The sequence below is a fragment of the Gilliamella sp. CG22 genome (assembly GCF_046635725.1).
Classification (GTDB): Bacteria; Pseudomonadota; Gammaproteobacteria; order Enterobacterales; family Orbaceae; genus Gilliamella; species Gilliamella apicola_I.
Window position 1 is genome coordinate 48479 of sequence record NZ_JBIDFK010000013.1, and the last position, 17004, is coordinate 65482.

The window sequence follows — 17004 nt, forward strand, 5'->3', positions numbered from 1 at the left end:
ATTCACTTGAATGATTAATGTAAAAAAAGATAAATATGGCAAAGCTTAAACGATAAAATTTCTTTAGATATTGCTGATCATAAAAGATGTTTGTCCACCTAAACGAGTATACTGACTACCTTATAGGATTATCTAAAAAAAGCGGAAATGAAGGGCGAAAATTCATGTAATTAAAAAGTAGTCACCAAGTGACTACACCAATTCGATTTGGGCACTAGGTATAAGTCCAAAATTTTTCAGAGTAAAGGATGTATTGCGTTTATTTTACAGCAATGACTTCAATTTCAACCTTAGCATCTTTGGGTATTCTGGCGACTTGTACGCAAGAACGAGCAGGAAACGCAGCATGATGTTCTGTAAAAAAGGCTTCATAAATTGCATTAACGGCCGCAAAATCATTCATATCAGCTAAAAAAATGGTGGTTTTAACGATATCACTAACTTGATAACCCGCTGCCGTAATAATAGCTTTTACATTTGCTAAACTTTGTTTAGCTTGTTCTTTGACACAATCTGACATTTTACCGGTAACTGGATCTAACGGTATTTGTCCTGATGCAAATAACATATTGCCCAAATCAACGCCTTGTACATAAGGTCCTATTGCTGCGGGTGCGTTATCTGTATTAATGATTTTTTTCATATCAATATCTCCTGTATTCATCTTCCCTAGCTAAAAAATAAAAAGGGGGAATATTATGCAAAGTTAATTTTCAACATTTGAACAGGAACACTATTTGGTGTCAAGTAAGAACAAAATTATGATCATGGGACTTCTTAAGATTTTCTGTTATGATAATCACAATTTTTTTGTTTATTGAGAGTTAACATGTTTGAGAATTTAACCGACCGTTTATCGCAGACATTCCGTAATATCAGTGGTCGAGGACGACTGTCTGAAGATAATATTAAAGAAGCACTACGTGATGTACGTATGGCATTACTTGAAGCCGACGTAGCACTTCCTGTTGTACGTGAATTTATTAATCAAGTAAAAGAAAAAGCCGTTGGTCTGGACGTTTCTAAAAGCTTAACACCGGGTCAAGAATTTATCAAAATAGTGCAGGCTGAACTCACATCGGCTATGGGTGAAGTTAATAGCACCCTCAATTTGGCAACACAGCCCCCCGCTGTTATTTTGATGGCTGGTTTGCAAGGGGCAGGTAAAACCACCAGCGTCGCTAAATTAGCTAACTTTTTAAAAGAAAAGCAAAAAAAGAAAGTGCTGGTTGTGTCTGCTGACGTCTATCGTCCGGCTGCAATTAAACAATTAGAAACGCTTGCAAAAGCCATTGATGTGGAATTTTTCCCATCGGATATTCATGAAAAACCAGTGAATATTGTTAATAAAGCCATTTCTCACGCTAAACTTCAGTTCTTCGATGTGTTAATTGTCGATACAGCGGGACGCTTACATATTGATAGCAACATGATGGATGAAATCAAAGAACTGCATCAGGCTATCAATCCAATCGAAACGTTATTTGTTGTTGATGCAATGACAGGGCAGGATGCCGCCAATACCGCAAAAGCCTTCAATGATGCCTTGCCACTTACCGGTGTGATTTTAACCAAGGTGGATGGTGATGCCCGTGGTGGTGCGGCATTATCAATTCGTCATATTACGGGTAAACCGATTAAATTCTTAGGAATGGGAGAAAAAACAGATGCTTTAGAGCCATTCTTCCCAGATCGTATTGCTTCACGAATTTTAGGTATGGGAGATGTCATCTCCTTAATCGAAGAATTGCAACAAAATGTTGATCGTGAAAAAGCAGAAAAAATTGCCAAGAAGTTAAAAAAAGGCGACAAGTTCGATTTTAACGATTTCCAAGATCAACTTAAACAGATGCGAAATATGGGTGGAATGGGAGCTATGTTGGCAAAACTTCCCGGTGCGGGGCAACTACCTGAACACATTAAAGCGCAAATGGACGATAAAATTACCATTAAAATGGAGGCGATTATTAGTTCAATGACGTTAAAAGAAAGAGCCAATCCTGAAATCATCAAAGGATCTCGAAAACGTCGAATTGCTAATGGATCTGGTACTCAAGTACAAGACGTCAACAAACTACTTAAACAGTTTGAAGATATGCAAAAAATGATGAAAAAAATGAAAGGCGGCGGCATGATGAAAATGATGCGCCAAATGAAAGGACTTATGGGTGGCGGAATGGGCTTCCCTCACCGCTAATAAGCTGATATCAACTCGCTTGTTATGCTTTAAACAAAGTATAACAAGCGATATTTACACGAGCATTGCGTATTAATCTGCGTAATGCTGGTAAAAACATTATGGATTAACCGATTTAATTTTAGTTGGTCGGCTCATTGTCAATACCGTCCCGATTGATGAAACAATAATAAATGTAATGGCTAACCATTGATAACGCGTTAATTGCTCTTGCAAAACAATGAAGCCTGACAAAGCAGCAAAAACTGGCGACAAACTCATTAATGTACTAAATGTTTGAGCGGGTAATCTTGGCAACGCTATCATATCTAATCCATAAGGAATGGCCGACGCCAATAATGAAACCACAAACACTAAAGGAAGAAGTTCCAAAGAAAACATAGCACTCCCACTATCCCACACACCAATAGGAAATACAAATAAAGACGCTATTAAAGACCCTATCGCAACACTTGATGAACCATATAATGCCCCAGCTTTACGCCCAAAGACAATATAACATGCCCAACCTGAACCGGCTAATAATGCCATTAAAATGCCAACGGGATCTAAATCACCAGAAGCTTGATGAATCGGTAAAAGTATCGCAAGCCCGATAACTGCAACGCCTAACCAAATAAAATCAACTAACCGACGCGAATAACACATTGCGACAACTATCGGCCCAGTAAGTTCTATCGCCACAGTAATACCAAGCGGGATTCTGGCGATGGCACTATAAAAAGCCAAATTCATGCAACCGGTTGCTACGCCATATAAAAACACATACTTAAAAGCTTGTTTAGTAATGGGTTTACGCCATGGTTTAAAAATAATGATAAGCATCAAGGATGAAAAAGTTAATCGCCAAGCAGTCATCCCTTCAGGACCTAATACCGGAAAAAGATATTTGGCCATAGATGCACTTGATTGTAACGAAATCATAGAAATAAAAATAATAAAGACCGGCCAAGATCGTTTAAACATGCCTAATTACCTTGTTAATATAATCAGAAAAAATTGCTCGTCATTTCACAACATACAATGAAATCTAAAGAAATCAATTTTTGATCATTGCTAATGATGATTTAATATAAAATGTCCATATAAGTACGAGTAGGAATGTTTTCAATCCATACTTCGATTTAACTCCTGTCAATTTTCTCTTTTTACTGAGAGCAATGCGAGATCTTGCAATGCTTTTTTATAGGGAGAGTCTGGCAGGATAGCAATCACATCAAAAGCCTTTTGGGCTTCTTGCTGTGCTATTTGTAAAGTATATTCAAGTGAACCACACTCATTCATGATCTGCAAAATACGATCCAACAAATGTCGCCCGTTTCCTTGCTCGATGGCTTGACGAATCAACTTGGCTTCCTCAGCATTTTGACAATGACGCATCGCATGTAACAATGGTAAAGTTGGTTTGCCTTCATTAAGATCATCACCCAAATTCTTACCTAAGGTTTGATTACTATCAGCACTATAATCTAATAAATCATCAATAATTTGGAAGGCCGTACCTAAATATTTTCCATATTCTTGTAAGGCAAATTCTTGTTCTGCATTGGCGCCAGCTAATACCGCTGCCGAATGCGAAGTTGCTTCAAACAAACGAGCGGTTTTACGATAAATGACTTCTAAATATTGTTCTTTAGTAATATCGGGATCATTACAATTGATTAATTGTTGCACTTCACCTTCAGCAATCACATTTGTTGCTGCCGACATAATAGTTAAAACTTTGAAAGATTCAGTCCGTACCATCATTTGGAAAGAACGCGTATAAATATAATCACCAACTAAAACACTGGCTGCATTACCAAATAATGCATTCGCGGTTGACTTTCCACGCCTGAGATCGGACTCATCAACGACATCGTCATGTAATAATGTAGCAGTATGAATAAATTCAATGAACGCAGCGGCAACGATGTGCTTGTCACCTTGATAATTAAGTGCTTTGGCAACTAACAACGCAATAATAGGGCGAATACGCTTACCGCCACTACTAATAATATAATTACCTAATTGATTAATAAGCACAACATCCGAACTAAGTTCCGCCTGAATTGCCTCATTAACTTTAACCAAGTCATCTTTTACAAGATCGAGTATTTGACTCATTGAAGGATTATTCATCACCCAAACCACTAAAAAAATAGATATTTAATTGCTATTATCTGATAAATATTGCCGAGCAACAAGGTGTTGGATTAGCATATTTTAAAAAAGACTACAAATGATAAGCATTTTCATTTAGAATGATTACCTTAAGTTAAACATGATAATTGTTATGAAAATCAATTTTGATATAGACATTAGCAACGAAAAAGCGCCTCAATCGCCAACACATATCAAACCCAAGAGTGTTTATTTATTCACGTCACTTTCGATTGTGTCACATCTATTTTTACTGGCGTTGCTGTTCAGCCCTATGCTTTTTGCCAAAAATATCATCGTTGATGAAGGTGACAACTCAATTAAAGCGATCATGATTGATATATCGCAAATGGCAGCGCCTGAACAATCATTAGTTGAAAATACACCTGATATCAAAGGGGTAAAAGAAAGTGACATTATCGATAATAAACCAATACCAGAACCGATAGTTGAGCCAGTTATTGAAACCCAAATGACTAATGAAGAAAAACCGGAACCTATCGTTGAAAAAAAACCGGAAGTCATGCCCGAAAATAACATTGTCATCGAGCAAAAACCGAAACCGAAGCCAAAACCCAAACCAAGAACGGAATCCAAACCGATTCAAAAAGAGTCTCGTCAGCAAGTCAGACAAGAAGTGATCACGGATAACTTTGCCAAAACAGCCGTCGCATCTTCCATTTCTGATAGCCGTCAACATTCGGGTAATCCCTCGCCAATTAGTCGTAATCAGCCAGAATATCCTCGTCGGGCACTTGATATGCGCATAGAAGGCTATGTCGTTGTACTCTTTGATATCAATAGTAATGGGCGGGTCGAAAATATTCGAATTATCGAGACAAAACCGAACAATATTTTTAATCGTTCAGTTATCACAGCGATGAAAACGTGGAAATACGAAGGTAAAATAGCAAAAGATTTAAAAATAAAAATAATTTTTAATCGGGATAAATCAATCAGATTAGATAATTAATCGTCTGAACAGTTTCTTAAAATAATAAAATACGATTTTATTATCTATAATCAAAACAAAAGCAATAATCACAGTTTGAAGATTATTGCTTTAGCGATAAGATTATTGATCCGATAACATCAATTTTTCGATTTGCTCTGGTTCTTTTGGCACATCACTGGTCAATACTTCATTACCCGATGTTGTGATTAAAATATTATCTTCTATACGAATACCAATACCTTTATAACACTCCGGCACATCTGCATCGTGATTGATGTAAAGCCCCGGCTCAACAGTCAACACCATACCCGGCTCTAAAATACGATCCCTTCCACTACCGACATCATGTACATCAATGCCGAGCCAATGCCCTAAACCATGCATATAAAATGCGGTATAAGCTTTATCAGCAATGAGCGAATCGACATCCCCTTGCATAATGCCTAATTTAACTAAGCCCGTCACCATTGTTTTAACAACATGATCATTTACTTCCATAATCGATGTTCCGGGTTTAAACAGATCAATTGCTTGATATTGAGCAGCTAAAACAATGTGATAAATATCCCGTTGCGCTTGGCTAAATTGACCATTAACAGGAAAAGTCCGTGTTATATCCCCTGCATAATATTGATATTCACAGCCGGCATCGATTAACACTAAATCACCCTCGTTTAAAAGCGCACTGTTATTTTCATAATGCAATATACAACCATTGTTTCCGGCTCCTACAATCGTATTATAGGAAGGAGAACGCGCACCATGCCAGGCAAATTCATGTAAAATTTCTGCCTCTAACTGATATTCATACATCGAAGGTTTACAGCTACGCATGGCTCGACAGTGGGCTTGGGCACTAATTTTGCACGCTTGACGTAAAAGGTCTATTTCAAAATTAGATTTAAACATCCGCATTTCATGCACAATAGGACGCCAATCAATTACGCTACTGGGTGCTGAAAGCTTAAATGTTGCACCCTGTTTTAAAATCGTAAGGGCTTTTTTGACAATCGTGTCAGCATAATCATATTGCAGATCAGCATGATAAATTGCCTGCTTACCATTCAACAACTCAGGCAAAATAGTATCAATTTTATCAAAAGGATGCGCTTCATCAACGCCAAGGGTTTCTAACGCAGCTTGCTGCCCTAAACGATAGCCTGTCCATGTTTCAGCCAGAGGGTCTTTTTTACGATTAAACAGCACATATCGAACATGATTATCTTGTTGTTTAATCATCACTAATACGGCTTCGGGTTCATCAAAACAGGTAAAATACCAAAAATCACTATTTTGCCGATAAGGATAATGCGTGTCATTGCTTCTGACGACTTCGGGTGAGGCAAAAAAAAGTGCGACGCTGTTAGGTTGCATCTGCGAAAGAAGCTTTTCTCGACGAGAAAAAAGCTCTTTTTTGGTATCGATATTTAGCATAGTGATAACCTTTTAAAAACAAGTTAATATTAATGAATGGTTGGTGCGATATCAGCCTCATTAAATTCATCAAAACAGAGAATCGAAGTCATGCGAACATACTCTTTGATTTCTTCAAATGCAAAGCCTAACTCTTGCTGATCTTCGTTTTCATCGTAACCTAGCTTCACAATTTGCCTTAAATCATAAATTGCTTCACCTACATCACCTTGAATACGATTTAATTTTGGTTGAACTAATCCAATCCCTAATAAAAAATGGTTAACCCAACCGACTAAATCATCTATTTGTGAAAAAAGATCATGTTCGTTAAGTAGCAATTGAAATTCAAAATCATCATCCAAAAATTGTTGCTTGGTAATACAATAAAGTTCCACCATTTTCTTATTTAAAGATTCTGGTATTTTTTGCCCATTATTGAGCATATCTTCAACTAAAGGGCGCCAACTTTCATCATGATTGCCTCCGGCTAAAATACCCGAAATAAAACCATGTAATTCAGCAGCAGTAATACCCATTTTATTTAAGTTTAATTCATGATTAAGTTCATCATAATTTACAGTTTTGGTCATTAATGTCACCCTGATTTTGTCATATCAATAAAAAGCACTCTGCACTTTCATTAATTATTAGTATATAATCCACAACTAGCTATAAATAATAAACAGGTTACTAAGCTTTATAAAGGAATTATTTTGAATATTGTAAGATTTGTGATGAAATTTTCCCTTCTCCTTCTGGCGTTTGCTATATCATTAACTGCTTGTAGTTCATGGTTATCTAACAAAGGCACTATCATCCTTGACGTGCAGAACAAAACCCAAACATTCATAACAAGTCACGATTTACCTCATAATTACCAATTAGGTAATGGTGAAGAAGAACTTCAACGATTTGAAACATTTTGCAGTAAAGAAATAAAAGAGTCACAACTTGATGGAAGTGAAGAAATTGTTTTTGAAAATATAAAGCGTGGTATACATGGAGAAGTAGAATTTAAAAAATGTAGTGATAGAATCACTCGAATTTACCGTTATTGAGAAATATGGATATAACAACTATATTTTGATTTGAATAAGATTAACTAAATTTCCAAAGATCGATTAAATGTTACTAGCCATTAAGGCGGTTTTTATTTATATTGGTCGCGTAAATGAAAATATTTTTAGGAGTAGAATTATTATGTATAAACAAGATGTAACCATTACCGCACCAAATGGTCTCCATACCCGCCCTGCTGCACAATTTGTAAAAGAAGCAAAAAACTTTAATGCTGAAATTATCGTCACATCAAATGGTAAAAGTGCTAGTGCTAAAAGTCTATTCAAACTACAAACACTTGGTCTAACACAAGGTACCACCATCACCATTTCAGCAGAAGGCGAAGATGAAAAAGAAGCGGTAAATCATCTAGTTAAATTAATTCCTGAATTGGAATAATTAGCTCCAAAATGCGATAAAGAACAGATTTAAAATTGAATAAGGATTAAATGTTATGGTATCAGGTATACTTGTTTCCCCCGGTATCGCTTTTGCAAAAGCGCTATTATTAAAAGAAGAACCTATTGTTGTTAATAATAGGGCAATTCCAGATAACAAAATTGATGCTGAAATTGCGCGTTTTAAAGATGCTCGTCAAAAATCCAGCGAGCAATTAAATGCGATAATGGAACGAGCAAAATCCACATTAGGCGAAGATAAAGCTGCTATCTTTGAAGGGCATATTATGCTTTTAGAAGATGAGGATTTGGAGCAAGAAGTTATTTCTCGTATACAAAGCAAGCATTCAACCGCTGATGCCGCTGTCCAATCAGTATTTGAAACTCAAGCTAAAGAGCTTGAAAACTTAGACGATGAATACTTAAAAGAGCGTGCTGCTGATATTCGTGATATTGGCAAACGTTTACTCAAAAATATTTTAGGGATTGAAATTGTCGATTTAAGTGCTATTAGCCAACCTTGTATTTTAGTTGCAACAGATCTTACTCCATCTGAAACTGCACAACTAAATCTAGATATGGTACTTGGTTTTATTACTGATGCAGGTGGACGTACATCCCATACTTCAATTATGGCTCGTTCATTAGAAATTCCGGCAATTGTTGGTACATCAAATGCAACACAAACAATTAAACAAGGTGATTTTGTTATACTTGATGCTATAAATAACGCCATTTATATCAATCCTGATCATACTACCCAAGAAAAACTCAAACAAGTTCAAGCAAAATATATTGCCGACAAAGAAGAGTTAGCAAAATTAAAAGACTTACCTGCCGTCACGCTTGATGGTCACCAAGTTGAAATTTGTGCGAATATTGGTACGGTGCGTGATATCGCTGGTGCGGATCGCAACGGTTATGAAGGTGTTGGTCTTTATCGTACTGAATTTTTATTTATGGATCGTGATGCCTATCCTAACGAAGACGAACAATTCAAAGCTTACAAAGAAGTAGCCGAATCAACGAATGGTTTATCTGTTATTGTCAGAACAATGGATATTGGTGGCGATAAAGATGTACCTTACATGCATTTACCGAAAGAAGAAAACCCATTCTTAGGTTGGCGTGCAATTCGTATCTGTTTAGATCGTAAAGAAATACTCCATGCACAGTTACGCGCAATATTACGCGCATCAGCATTTGGTAAATTACGTATCATGTTCCCGATGATCATATCGGTTGAAGAAATTCGTATCTTAAAATCTGAAATTAATATCCTCAAAGAACAACTAACTGCCGAAGGTAAAGCATTTGATAAAAATATCGAAGTTGGTGTAATGATTGAAACGCCTGCGGCTGCTGTCATTGCTCATCATTTAGCGAAAGAAGTTGATTTCTTTAGTATTGGAACCAATGATTTAACACAATACACATTAGCGGTTGATCGTGGTAACGAATTAATTTCACATCTTTATAATCCACTTTCACCATCTGTCTTAACACTGATTAAGAAAGTCATTGATGCTTCGCACAAAGAAGGTAAATGGACTGGCATGTGTGGTGAGCTTGCTGGTGATGAACGAGCAACGATTTTATTACTTGGTATGGGACTTGATGAATTTAGCATGAGTGCAGTGTCAATTCCTAAAATCAAAAAATTAATTCGTAATACACATTTTGAAGAAGCGAAAAAACTTGCAGACAATGTGCTAGAAAAAGCAACTTCTAAAGAAATTATGGATTTAATCGAAAAATATAACGCTGAAAAGCAAATTTGTTAGGAGAAAATAATGGGGTTATTCGATAAATTGAAGCAATTCATCAAATCTGATGATAGCAATGATAGCATCGAAATTATTGCACCTCTGAGTGGCGAAATCGTTAAAATCGAAGATGTACCAGATGTCGTTTTTGCAGAGAAAGTCGTTGGTGATGGTATTGCAATTAAACCTGCTGGTAATAAAATTGTTGCACCACTAAACGGTAGAATTGGCAAAATTTTTGAAACTAATCATGCGTTTGCTATTGAATCAGATGAAGGTATTGAGCTATTTGTACACTTTGGAATTGACACTGTTGAATTAAAAGGCGAAGGTTTTACCCGTATCGCTGAAGAAGGTCAACAAGTAAAAGTTGGTGACACCATTATCGAATTTGATTTACCACTACTTGAAAGTAAAGCAAAATCAGTGTTAACACCTGTTGTCATTTCTAATATGGATAGTATTGTCGAACTGACAAAACTTTCTGGTTCCGTAGAAGCTGGTAAAACACCTGTTATGCGCGTGAAAAAATAATCATAAAAAAACCTTCAGTTTTACTGAAGGTTTTTCTGCTCAATTCATTAACTGTCTAAAGTTAAATCAGTTTAACGCCACTTTTTATATTGATTAATCAAATTATTTGTTGAATCGTCATGTGAAGTTACTGGCGTATCACTTGCTAATTCGGGTAAAATTCGACCGGCTAATTGCTTACCTAACTCAACACCCCATTGGTCGAAACTAAATATATTCAGAATAATACCTTGAGTAAAGATTTTATGCTCATACATCGCAACTAATGCACCCAAGCTATACGGAGTAATTTTCTTAACTAAAATTGAATTAGTCGGTTTATTTCCTTCAAACACTTTAAACGGAACAATTGCTTTAACCTCATCAAGCGTTTTTCCAGCAGCCATAAATTCTTGTTCAACTTGTTCTTTGGTTTTACCAAATGCTAATGCCTCAGTTTGAGCAAAAAAGTTAGATAATAATTTAGGATGATGATCACCAACTGGATTATGGCTAATTGCTGGCGCAATAAAATCACACGGAATAAGTTTAGTACCTTGATGAATTAATTGATAAAATGCATGTTGACCATTGGTCCCTGGTTCACCCCAAATGATTGGGCCAGTAGTATAAGTTGTTTTATGACCATTACGATCGACACTTTTACCGTTTGATTCCATATTGCCTTGTTGAAAATAGGCAGCAAATCGATGCATATACTGGTCATAAGGTAAAATGGCTTCAGTCTCAGCACCATAAAAATTATTATACCAAATCCCAATTAAGGCTAATAATGCAGGAATATTTTTATCAATTGGTGTATTTTGGAAGTGTTTATCCATGGCATGGCCACCAGCCAAAAATTGTTTAAAATTATCAAATCCAATGGATAAAACAATCGATAAACCAATCGCAGACCAAGAAGAGTAACGACCGCCTACCCAATCCCAAAATTCAAACATATTTGCCGTATCAATACCAAATTTTTCAACTTCTTTGGCATTAGTGGATAACGCAACAAAATGCAAAGCAACAGCTTTATCATCTTTAGCTGCATCAAGTAACCAAGAACGTGCCGTTTGTGCATTAGTCATGGTTTCTTGTGTAGTAAATGTTTTTGATGCTACTAAAAACAAGGTTGTTTCAGGATTTAAGCCTTTTAATGCTTCAACAATATGAGTTCCGTCAACATTTGAAACAAAATGCATGTTTAAATGATTTTTATAAGGACGCAACGCTTCGGTAATCATGACGGGTCCAAGATCTGATCCCCCTATGCCAATATTTACCACATCAGTTATCGCTTTACCGGTATACCCTTTCCACTCACCGCTAATAACTTTATTACTGAATGATTCCATTTTTGCTAATACCGCATTGACATCATCCATCACATTTTTGCCATCAACATAAATAGGGGTATTCGATACATTACGTAAGGCAACATGTAAAACAGCACGATCTTCGGTGCGATTAATTTTTTCACCACTATACATAGCTGAAATTGCACCTTTAAGATCACATTCATCAGCAAGCTTATGAAGTATTGCTAAAGTCTCTTGCGTAATACGATTTTTAGAAAGATCAACCAAAAACTCATCCTCAAACGGAATACTGAGTTTTTCAACTCGTTTTGGCTCTTCTTTTAAAATCTGCGCAATGGTCTTATTTTGATGCTTTTGATAACTTGCTTGAAGGGATTTCCAAGATGAAGTGGTAGTTGGATCAATTGATTTTAACATAACTCATTCCTTAAATAATAAAGCACTCTATCCATAATATAACTATGCCTAAAATGATGCAAGATAAGGATCTTTTATCTTTTATTTTTGAATTAAGCACACTGACCAATTGACTAAAGCACCGATCCATAATCTTTATAAACGACTTTTTAGTCGTCTTTCAGCAAAATTATCGTCCGGTTTGCTTGTAAATATTCGGTTATTGGGTTAGCCAGTTCGGGAAATTTTTATAATAAGTTTGATGTGGTCTGTGGTAATTAAACGTTTTAAATGTTTTTGTTTATCAATGTATTGATGATCCTATTAAAGGATTCTGGCTAGAGTTAATAGCTTTTATACCAAGCGACCTGTTATCACTCCAGATTTGTATAACAAATTAATTATTAAACTTGCTATGTAGATTTAGGAACATTAAAAAGACTTCCCACGGATTAGGTGGGGTGTTTTTTAACAAGCATAAGGAACCAGATGAGAATTTGGCAATCCATTGTAGATATCGATCGCTTCTTGCCCTTCTGCAATAAACTCCACATCAATAGGATCGGGTGGGTTATTGGGATCTTTATAATCTCCTTCTAAGAAAGCTTTATATTGCTCTAACACATATAAAAGTTGTTCTTTGGTCATAATGACTTGTTGTTCTTCGACGTATTCAGTACCTATAAAACATAATTTCCAGTAATCAAAACCCAAAACGCATTACCAACACCGAACATATCATAGAGTGCTCGGCTGTGTTCTAAATCTGTCAGATTGTTAATCCAGATATTGATTGAGTTTATTGAATATCAACTCTTAGCCAATTAGCAATTTCTCTCGCATCAAAACCAAATATTCTGTGGTCGTCTGTAGATTTTACAAGCTTTCCTCCCGTAGGAATAAAACTAGAGTCATCCCACCAGAATATAATTTTATCATTGTTGATATGTTACTTCATAATCATCACCTAATTCGGCTTGCAGCTTTTCTTTTAAAGATTGCCCCATTTCATTAAAGACCATTTCTTCTTCTGGAGTCGCAAATCCAGAAGTTAAAGGATCATCTAAATTTAACGTTTCATCATATTTATCTGACCAGCTATTAAGCTCTTTTTTTAGTACATTACTTATTGGTAATGTATTAGGGTTAATATTTCCAACAGCATCATTTGAATTAAGCCATAGAGGATAACATTGATAATCAGCCATTAATTTTATTTTTTTCATTTAACACTCCCTGCGGGGTTAGTTCCTACAATAAAACCGTTATTACCTGTCGTTACAGCTATACGTTGTTTTTACCCATTAATCAGAACTTCATAGATTGGACGTCCGGTTCCTTTCCCTTGATAACCAATTATCTTTCCTTTAGAAACCGCATCCATAACAACATCTGGTATTTGTGATTCTGAAACGCCTATTTTTGCAAAATCGTCAGCATGCTCTTTAATAATATGTTGAAGACTTGCAGATAGATTTCCTTTTTCAAGAAAAACTATTTTACCATTAGGCAGTTTTTCAACCCTTAAAACATTTTCAGGTGAAAATTTAACTCCATTATTGGACATTTCAGTAAGATATTGTTGATTTACCGTCCTCTTTTCAACAAAATTATTCCAATTAATCTCATCTAATTCAATCTCTACCGCTTCAATTTTATGATGTACTTTCGCTCTGACTTCAGTGCCGGTTATTTTGATGCGGGCGTATTTTAATAAGCGGAGTGAACGGGTTAAGTATCCGGATAAAAAAACGACTAACTTTTATTTAATTTAAATTAAGTTGGAATGAGATATTTATTTAATCCTCTAATATTGATGCAAAGCCGAAATTACTGATTATTAAGGCTGGAAAGCTGTACTAGAATGTTTTAAAAAAACTTCTCACAGTATCCGAGAAGTTTTATAAATTTACGTCCAGATCTCTTGACCTTCTGGTGTAATCCAAACAATACCACAGTCCAATTTCACATAGAACCACATACCAATATCATCTAGATCATCGTCTTCATCATCTGAGGGGTAAGGCGGCCAAATATCTTTAATCGACTGGATTTGTTCTTCACTGGTACCAGTCAGAAAAACACCATGACTAGCTAATTTGATGTACCCATCATTCATTAATTTATTTAATATTTTAAAAAAGATATTCTTTCTGATTTCATAAGGTTCACCCATATCATTCATGTAATTTGCTACATGTTGCCACATTGTGCCCATTGAATAACCAAAAGAACTTTCTAATATTGAATGATAAATTTTTTCAAAATTCATTGGAATTTCATCTCCACACGATTTCCTTTGTAAATATTTGGATTTTTGATATCTATAGTCCACTTAGCATTAGTTTGCTCCACTGAATCAGAGAAATTTCTTAATGTTATATTGCTACCAGCATTGGGACCTTCAGTAACCTGTGGAGTTAGAAAATAATATCTTCACAATTTGATTAATTTAACCTTAATCATCTTCTATTTTAGGAATACATGGAGACAAAAACTGATCTTTTTCTTTTTTTATTTTCCCTCTAGCTAAGACATATACTTCAAATTCATTAAATTTATCCGAAGATTCATCGTTTTTAACATACAATAAACCATATGAGCCTTGAGAAATTTTTGCTACATATTGATATAACTCAAAAATTTCTGCTACATCCTGAGAATAATGATTAGTATTCCCACTAAACAAAAGCTGACAACAACCATTAACTTTATGAATTTTAATAAATCCTGTACTATTTTCAAATTCATGTTCTGATATGAATAAAGTAAGTTTATTTAGAATTGAATTCATCTCATTTTCATTGTTTTCGTATGTAGAATTTCTTAATGATATCCACCCATAATATTCGATCATTTTATTACCTTATTTTTTAGTTAAGAGGTTGAGTATCTATAATGACTTTCACATCATAATGATTACTATATTCATTTAATTTATTTATTACTGATTTTGCAGGTTCACCCTCAAAATGATAGTATACAGAACGGTTAGTTTCTTTAGCTGCTTCAAATGTTGCTTTCATTTGAGATCTTACACTTTGATTTAATTACTTTAGGGGCGGTTTTGTTTGAGCTATATATAAATCACTAATCACATCAAACTCTCTTGTATCATTAACAAATCTTACCCTTGACACACCATTTAATCTTATCGCTAAAGCATCAGCTGCTGCATCTGGCTTGTTTACTTTTATCATGTCGCCCAAAGTATCGGCTCACTTCTTTTAGATCTATTATTTCATTTAAAACATCATTCCAATTAACCTCATCTAATTCAACCTCTACCGCTTCAATTTTATGATGTACTTTCGTTCTGACTTCAGTGCCGGTTATTTTGATGCGGGCGTATTTTAATAAGCGTAGTGAACGGGTTAAGGATTCGGCTAAACCAACTAATAATAATGCTTCTAAATTCAACCACTAAAAAATTGGTTGAATTTAGTATGGTCAATGATCACTTTTCGACGTAGATTAATAGCAAGCATTACAACTTTTCCTTCAGATAATCACATACAATATTGTGTGGTTTTTTATATTCTGCCGATTTATAAAGCACTAGTGACATTAACATTCATGATAATTTGTAATATTAGATTTTCTAACTAGATAGATTTAATTTTGATATACAAGTTTTTGGGGGCTTCAGGAAAATACTTAAACAAAGCAGGACAAAGCCAGCCTTCCATATCAAATTCTTTCGAGTAATACCAGTTACCAGCATTATCAGATCTTCGCCATTCTAAACAAAGATCGGTATCAGGGAAATAATCTTTAGAAAAGATTAAAATAAATCCTTTTTCAGCATTTGGGATTGATTCAGTGGCTTTATCAATTAAAGTATCTGCGCCAGAAACAAAAGGCTCTTGTAACAAGCCTACCTTTTCATCATCAAAGACCCACATATCAAGATATTTATATGGTTTTATAATATTAATTGAGTTCATGTATTTTCCCTTAATGGAAACATTCGTAAAATATTCATGAGCGCGAAGAGAATTTTGGAGTTAGGAGTCCAAATTGGTAGCTTTTCGTGACCAATAAATAAAAAATTGGAGTCGTATTTCAAGTCATCATCAGAAATACCTTCTTTCCTAATATCAATTAACTTCTCTATACTATCTAATTTTAATTGATAGATACTATTATTATGATAACTAATAACTTTATCTGTTGTTATAGCTGTCCAGCGCTTCTTGTTATTTTCGAAAAATAAAAATATTATTTCATCATCCGAATTCACATATTCTTTGTGTAATTTGTCCGCAAAATTATCCCGTTCTTCACCATTGAGTCTTGTTTCCGAAAGAGACTTGAACTGATTTGCCTTCCAGAGAAGGCGATCTTTATACCATTCTTTTTTAGTCATATATTATTGTAAAGTCTGTTGTGCTTGAGTTTCCACGAACTACTTTACCTCCCATGAAAGGTTTACCATCAGCAACTCTTTTTTCTAGAAAATCCATAAGTTTTTCATTTGCAATATATCCAGTATTAACCTCGACTTTCTGTGCACCTTTAGATTTTGCATGTGCAACTAACAATTTAACATCAGAATAATTGATTTCACTTGTAATTTTAATTTCTACTTTAGCAGTCCCATTGTTAATGTTAATATTTTTTAAATCAATACCAATTTTTTCAGCTGCAGCTTGTGTTTCTTTTGATATCTGATTCTCACCCGTTTCCTTTACAACATTATTCCAATTAACCTCATCTAATTCAACCTCTACCGCTTCAATTTTATAATGTACTTTCGTTCTGACTTCAGTGCCAGTTATTTTGATGCGGGCGTATTTTAATAAGCGTAGTGAACGGGTTAAGGGTTCGGCTAAGC

The 17004-nt window shown here is 35.1% G+C and carries 21 protein-coding genes and 1 pseudogene; 6 read left to right on the top strand and 16 right to left on the bottom strand.

Going from position 1 to position 17004, the window contains the following annotated elements:
• Positions 1–259 precede the first annotated feature (259 nt).
• Positions 260–643, bottom strand: a complete 384-nt coding sequence (locus ACGH46_RS10170) for a RidA family protein (protein ID WP_267380183.1) — start codon at positions 641–643, stop codon at positions 260–262.
• 186 nt (positions 644–829) lie between these two features.
• On the opposite strand from ACGH46_RS10170, the gene ffh reads away from it, so the two are divergent.
• Positions 830–2197, top strand: coding sequence for a signal recognition particle protein (gene ffh, locus ACGH46_RS10175; protein ID WP_411605539.1), 1368 nt, complete (start codon positions 830–832; stop codon positions 2195–2197).
• 99 nt (positions 2198–2296) lie between these two features.
• Here ffh and ACGH46_RS10180 read toward each other — a convergent pair whose 3' ends face one another.
• Complete coding sequence (locus tag ACGH46_RS10180; protein ID WP_220215998.1) at positions 2297–3163, bottom strand: EamA family transporter; 867 nt, start codon at positions 3161–3163, stop codon at positions 2297–2299.
• A 168-nt stretch (positions 3164–3331) separates the two neighbouring features.
• The gene (gene ispB / locus ACGH46_RS10185) at positions 3332–4318 is read right to left on the bottom strand and encodes an octaprenyl diphosphate synthase (RefSeq protein ID WP_267352134.1); all 987 of its coding nucleotides are present in this window, start codon (positions 4316–4318) and stop codon (positions 3332–3334) included.
• Positions 4319–4472: 154 nt separating this feature from the next.
• Between ispB and ACGH46_RS10190 the strand changes: the two genes are divergently transcribed.
• On the top strand, positions 4473–5312 hold the full coding sequence (locus ACGH46_RS10190; protein WP_267352132.1) for a TonB family protein: 840 nt from the start codon (positions 4473–4475) through the stop codon (positions 5310–5312).
• A 102-nt stretch (positions 5313–5414) separates the two neighbouring features.
• Here ACGH46_RS10190 and pepP read toward each other — a convergent pair whose 3' ends face one another.
• Positions 5415–6728, bottom strand: coding sequence for a Xaa-Pro aminopeptidase (pepP, locus tag ACGH46_RS10195; RefSeq protein ID WP_411605541.1), 1314 nt, complete (start codon positions 6726–6728; stop codon positions 5415–5417).
• 29 nt (positions 6729–6757) lie between these two features.
• Entirely contained in the window at positions 6758–7300 is a 543-nt protein-coding gene (locus ACGH46_RS10200; RefSeq protein ID WP_267352129.1) for a UPF0149 family protein, read from the bottom strand.
• Between the two features lie 123 nt (positions 7301–7423).
• Between ACGH46_RS10200 and ACGH46_RS10205 the strand changes: the two genes are divergently transcribed.
• From ACGH46_RS10205 to crr, 4 genes are all read left to right on the top strand, one after another.
• A complete protein-coding gene (locus ACGH46_RS10205) occupies positions 7424–7768 on the top strand; it encodes a hypothetical protein (RefSeq protein WP_267352127.1) in 345 nt (114 codons plus the stop codon).
• A gap of 142 nt (positions 7769–7910) precedes the next feature.
• Positions 7911–8168, top strand: a complete 258-nt coding sequence (gene ptsH, locus ACGH46_RS10210) for a phosphocarrier protein Hpr (RefSeq protein ID WP_411605543.1) — start codon at positions 7911–7913, stop codon at positions 8166–8168.
• 55 nt (positions 8169–8223) lie between these two features.
• Positions 8224–9951, top strand: coding sequence for a phosphoenolpyruvate-protein phosphotransferase PtsI (gene ptsI / locus ACGH46_RS10215; RefSeq protein ID WP_065559774.1), 1728 nt, complete (start codon positions 8224–8226; stop codon positions 9949–9951).
• Between the two features lie 9 nt (positions 9952–9960).
• Complete coding sequence (gene crr / locus ACGH46_RS10220) at positions 9961–10467, top strand: PTS glucose transporter subunit IIA (protein ID WP_267380191.1); 507 nt, start codon at positions 9961–9963, stop codon at positions 10465–10467.
• A gap of 71 nt (positions 10468–10538) precedes the next feature.
• Here crr and pgi read toward each other — a convergent pair whose 3' ends face one another.
• From pgi to ACGH46_RS10275, 11 genes and pseudogenes are all read right to left on the bottom strand, one after another.
• Entirely contained in the window at positions 10539–12188 is a 1650-nt protein-coding gene (pgi, locus tag ACGH46_RS10225) for a glucose-6-phosphate isomerase (protein WP_267380193.1), read from the bottom strand.
• Positions 12189–12635: 447 nt separating this feature from the next.
• Positions 12636–12881 carry a hypothetical protein gene (locus ACGH46_RS10230; protein WP_411590823.1) on the bottom strand — a complete coding sequence of 82 codons (246 nt, stop codon included), beginning with the start codon at positions 12879–12881 and terminating at the stop codon, positions 12636–12638.
• Positions 12882–13102: 221 nt separating this feature from the next.
• Entirely contained in the window at positions 13103–13393 is a 291-nt protein-coding gene (locus ACGH46_RS10235) for a hypothetical protein (RefSeq protein ID WP_411590825.1), read from the bottom strand.
• A gap of 71 nt (positions 13394–13464) precedes the next feature.
• Entirely contained in the window at positions 13465–13734 is a 270-nt protein-coding gene (locus ACGH46_RS10240; protein ID WP_411590827.1) for a hypothetical protein, read from the bottom strand.
• 342 nt (positions 13735–14076) lie between these two features.
• Positions 14077–14439 (bottom strand): DUF596 domain-containing protein, encoded by a 363-nt coding sequence (locus ACGH46_RS10245; RefSeq protein ID WP_411590828.1) that lies wholly within the window; start codon positions 14437–14439, stop codon positions 14077–14079.
• 186 nt (positions 14440–14625) lie between these two features.
• Complete coding sequence (locus ACGH46_RS10250; RefSeq protein ID WP_411590829.1) at positions 14626–15024, bottom strand: Imm7 family immunity protein; 399 nt, start codon at positions 15022–15024, stop codon at positions 14626–14628.
• A gap of 16 nt (positions 15025–15040) precedes the next feature.
• Positions 15041–15367: pseudogene (locus tag ACGH46_RS10255) on the bottom strand (restriction endonuclease fold toxin).
• On the bottom strand, positions 15333–15587 hold the full coding sequence (locus ACGH46_RS10260) for a hypothetical protein (RefSeq protein ID WP_411597350.1): 255 nt from the start codon (positions 15585–15587) through the stop codon (positions 15333–15335). Before ACGH46_RS10260 ends, ACGH46_RS10255 begins: the two are co-directional and overlap by 35 nt.
• A gap of 185 nt (positions 15588–15772) precedes the next feature.
• Positions 15773–16114 carry a DUF6717 family protein gene (locus ACGH46_RS10265; RefSeq protein ID WP_267380196.1) on the bottom strand — a complete coding sequence of 114 codons (342 nt, stop codon included), beginning with the start codon at positions 16112–16114 and terminating at the stop codon, positions 15773–15775.
• Positions 16111–16536 carry a hypothetical protein gene (locus tag ACGH46_RS10270; RefSeq protein WP_411597349.1) on the bottom strand — a complete coding sequence of 142 codons (426 nt, stop codon included), beginning with the start codon at positions 16534–16536 and terminating at the stop codon, positions 16111–16113. The genes ACGH46_RS10265 and ACGH46_RS10270 overlap by 4 nt, the downstream gene beginning before the upstream one ends.
• Positions 16529–17004 (bottom strand): hypothetical protein (locus ACGH46_RS10275; RefSeq protein ID WP_411605545.1); only part of this gene is annotated, 476 nt, incomplete at its 5' end. The genes ACGH46_RS10270 and ACGH46_RS10275, both read right to left, overlap by 8 nt.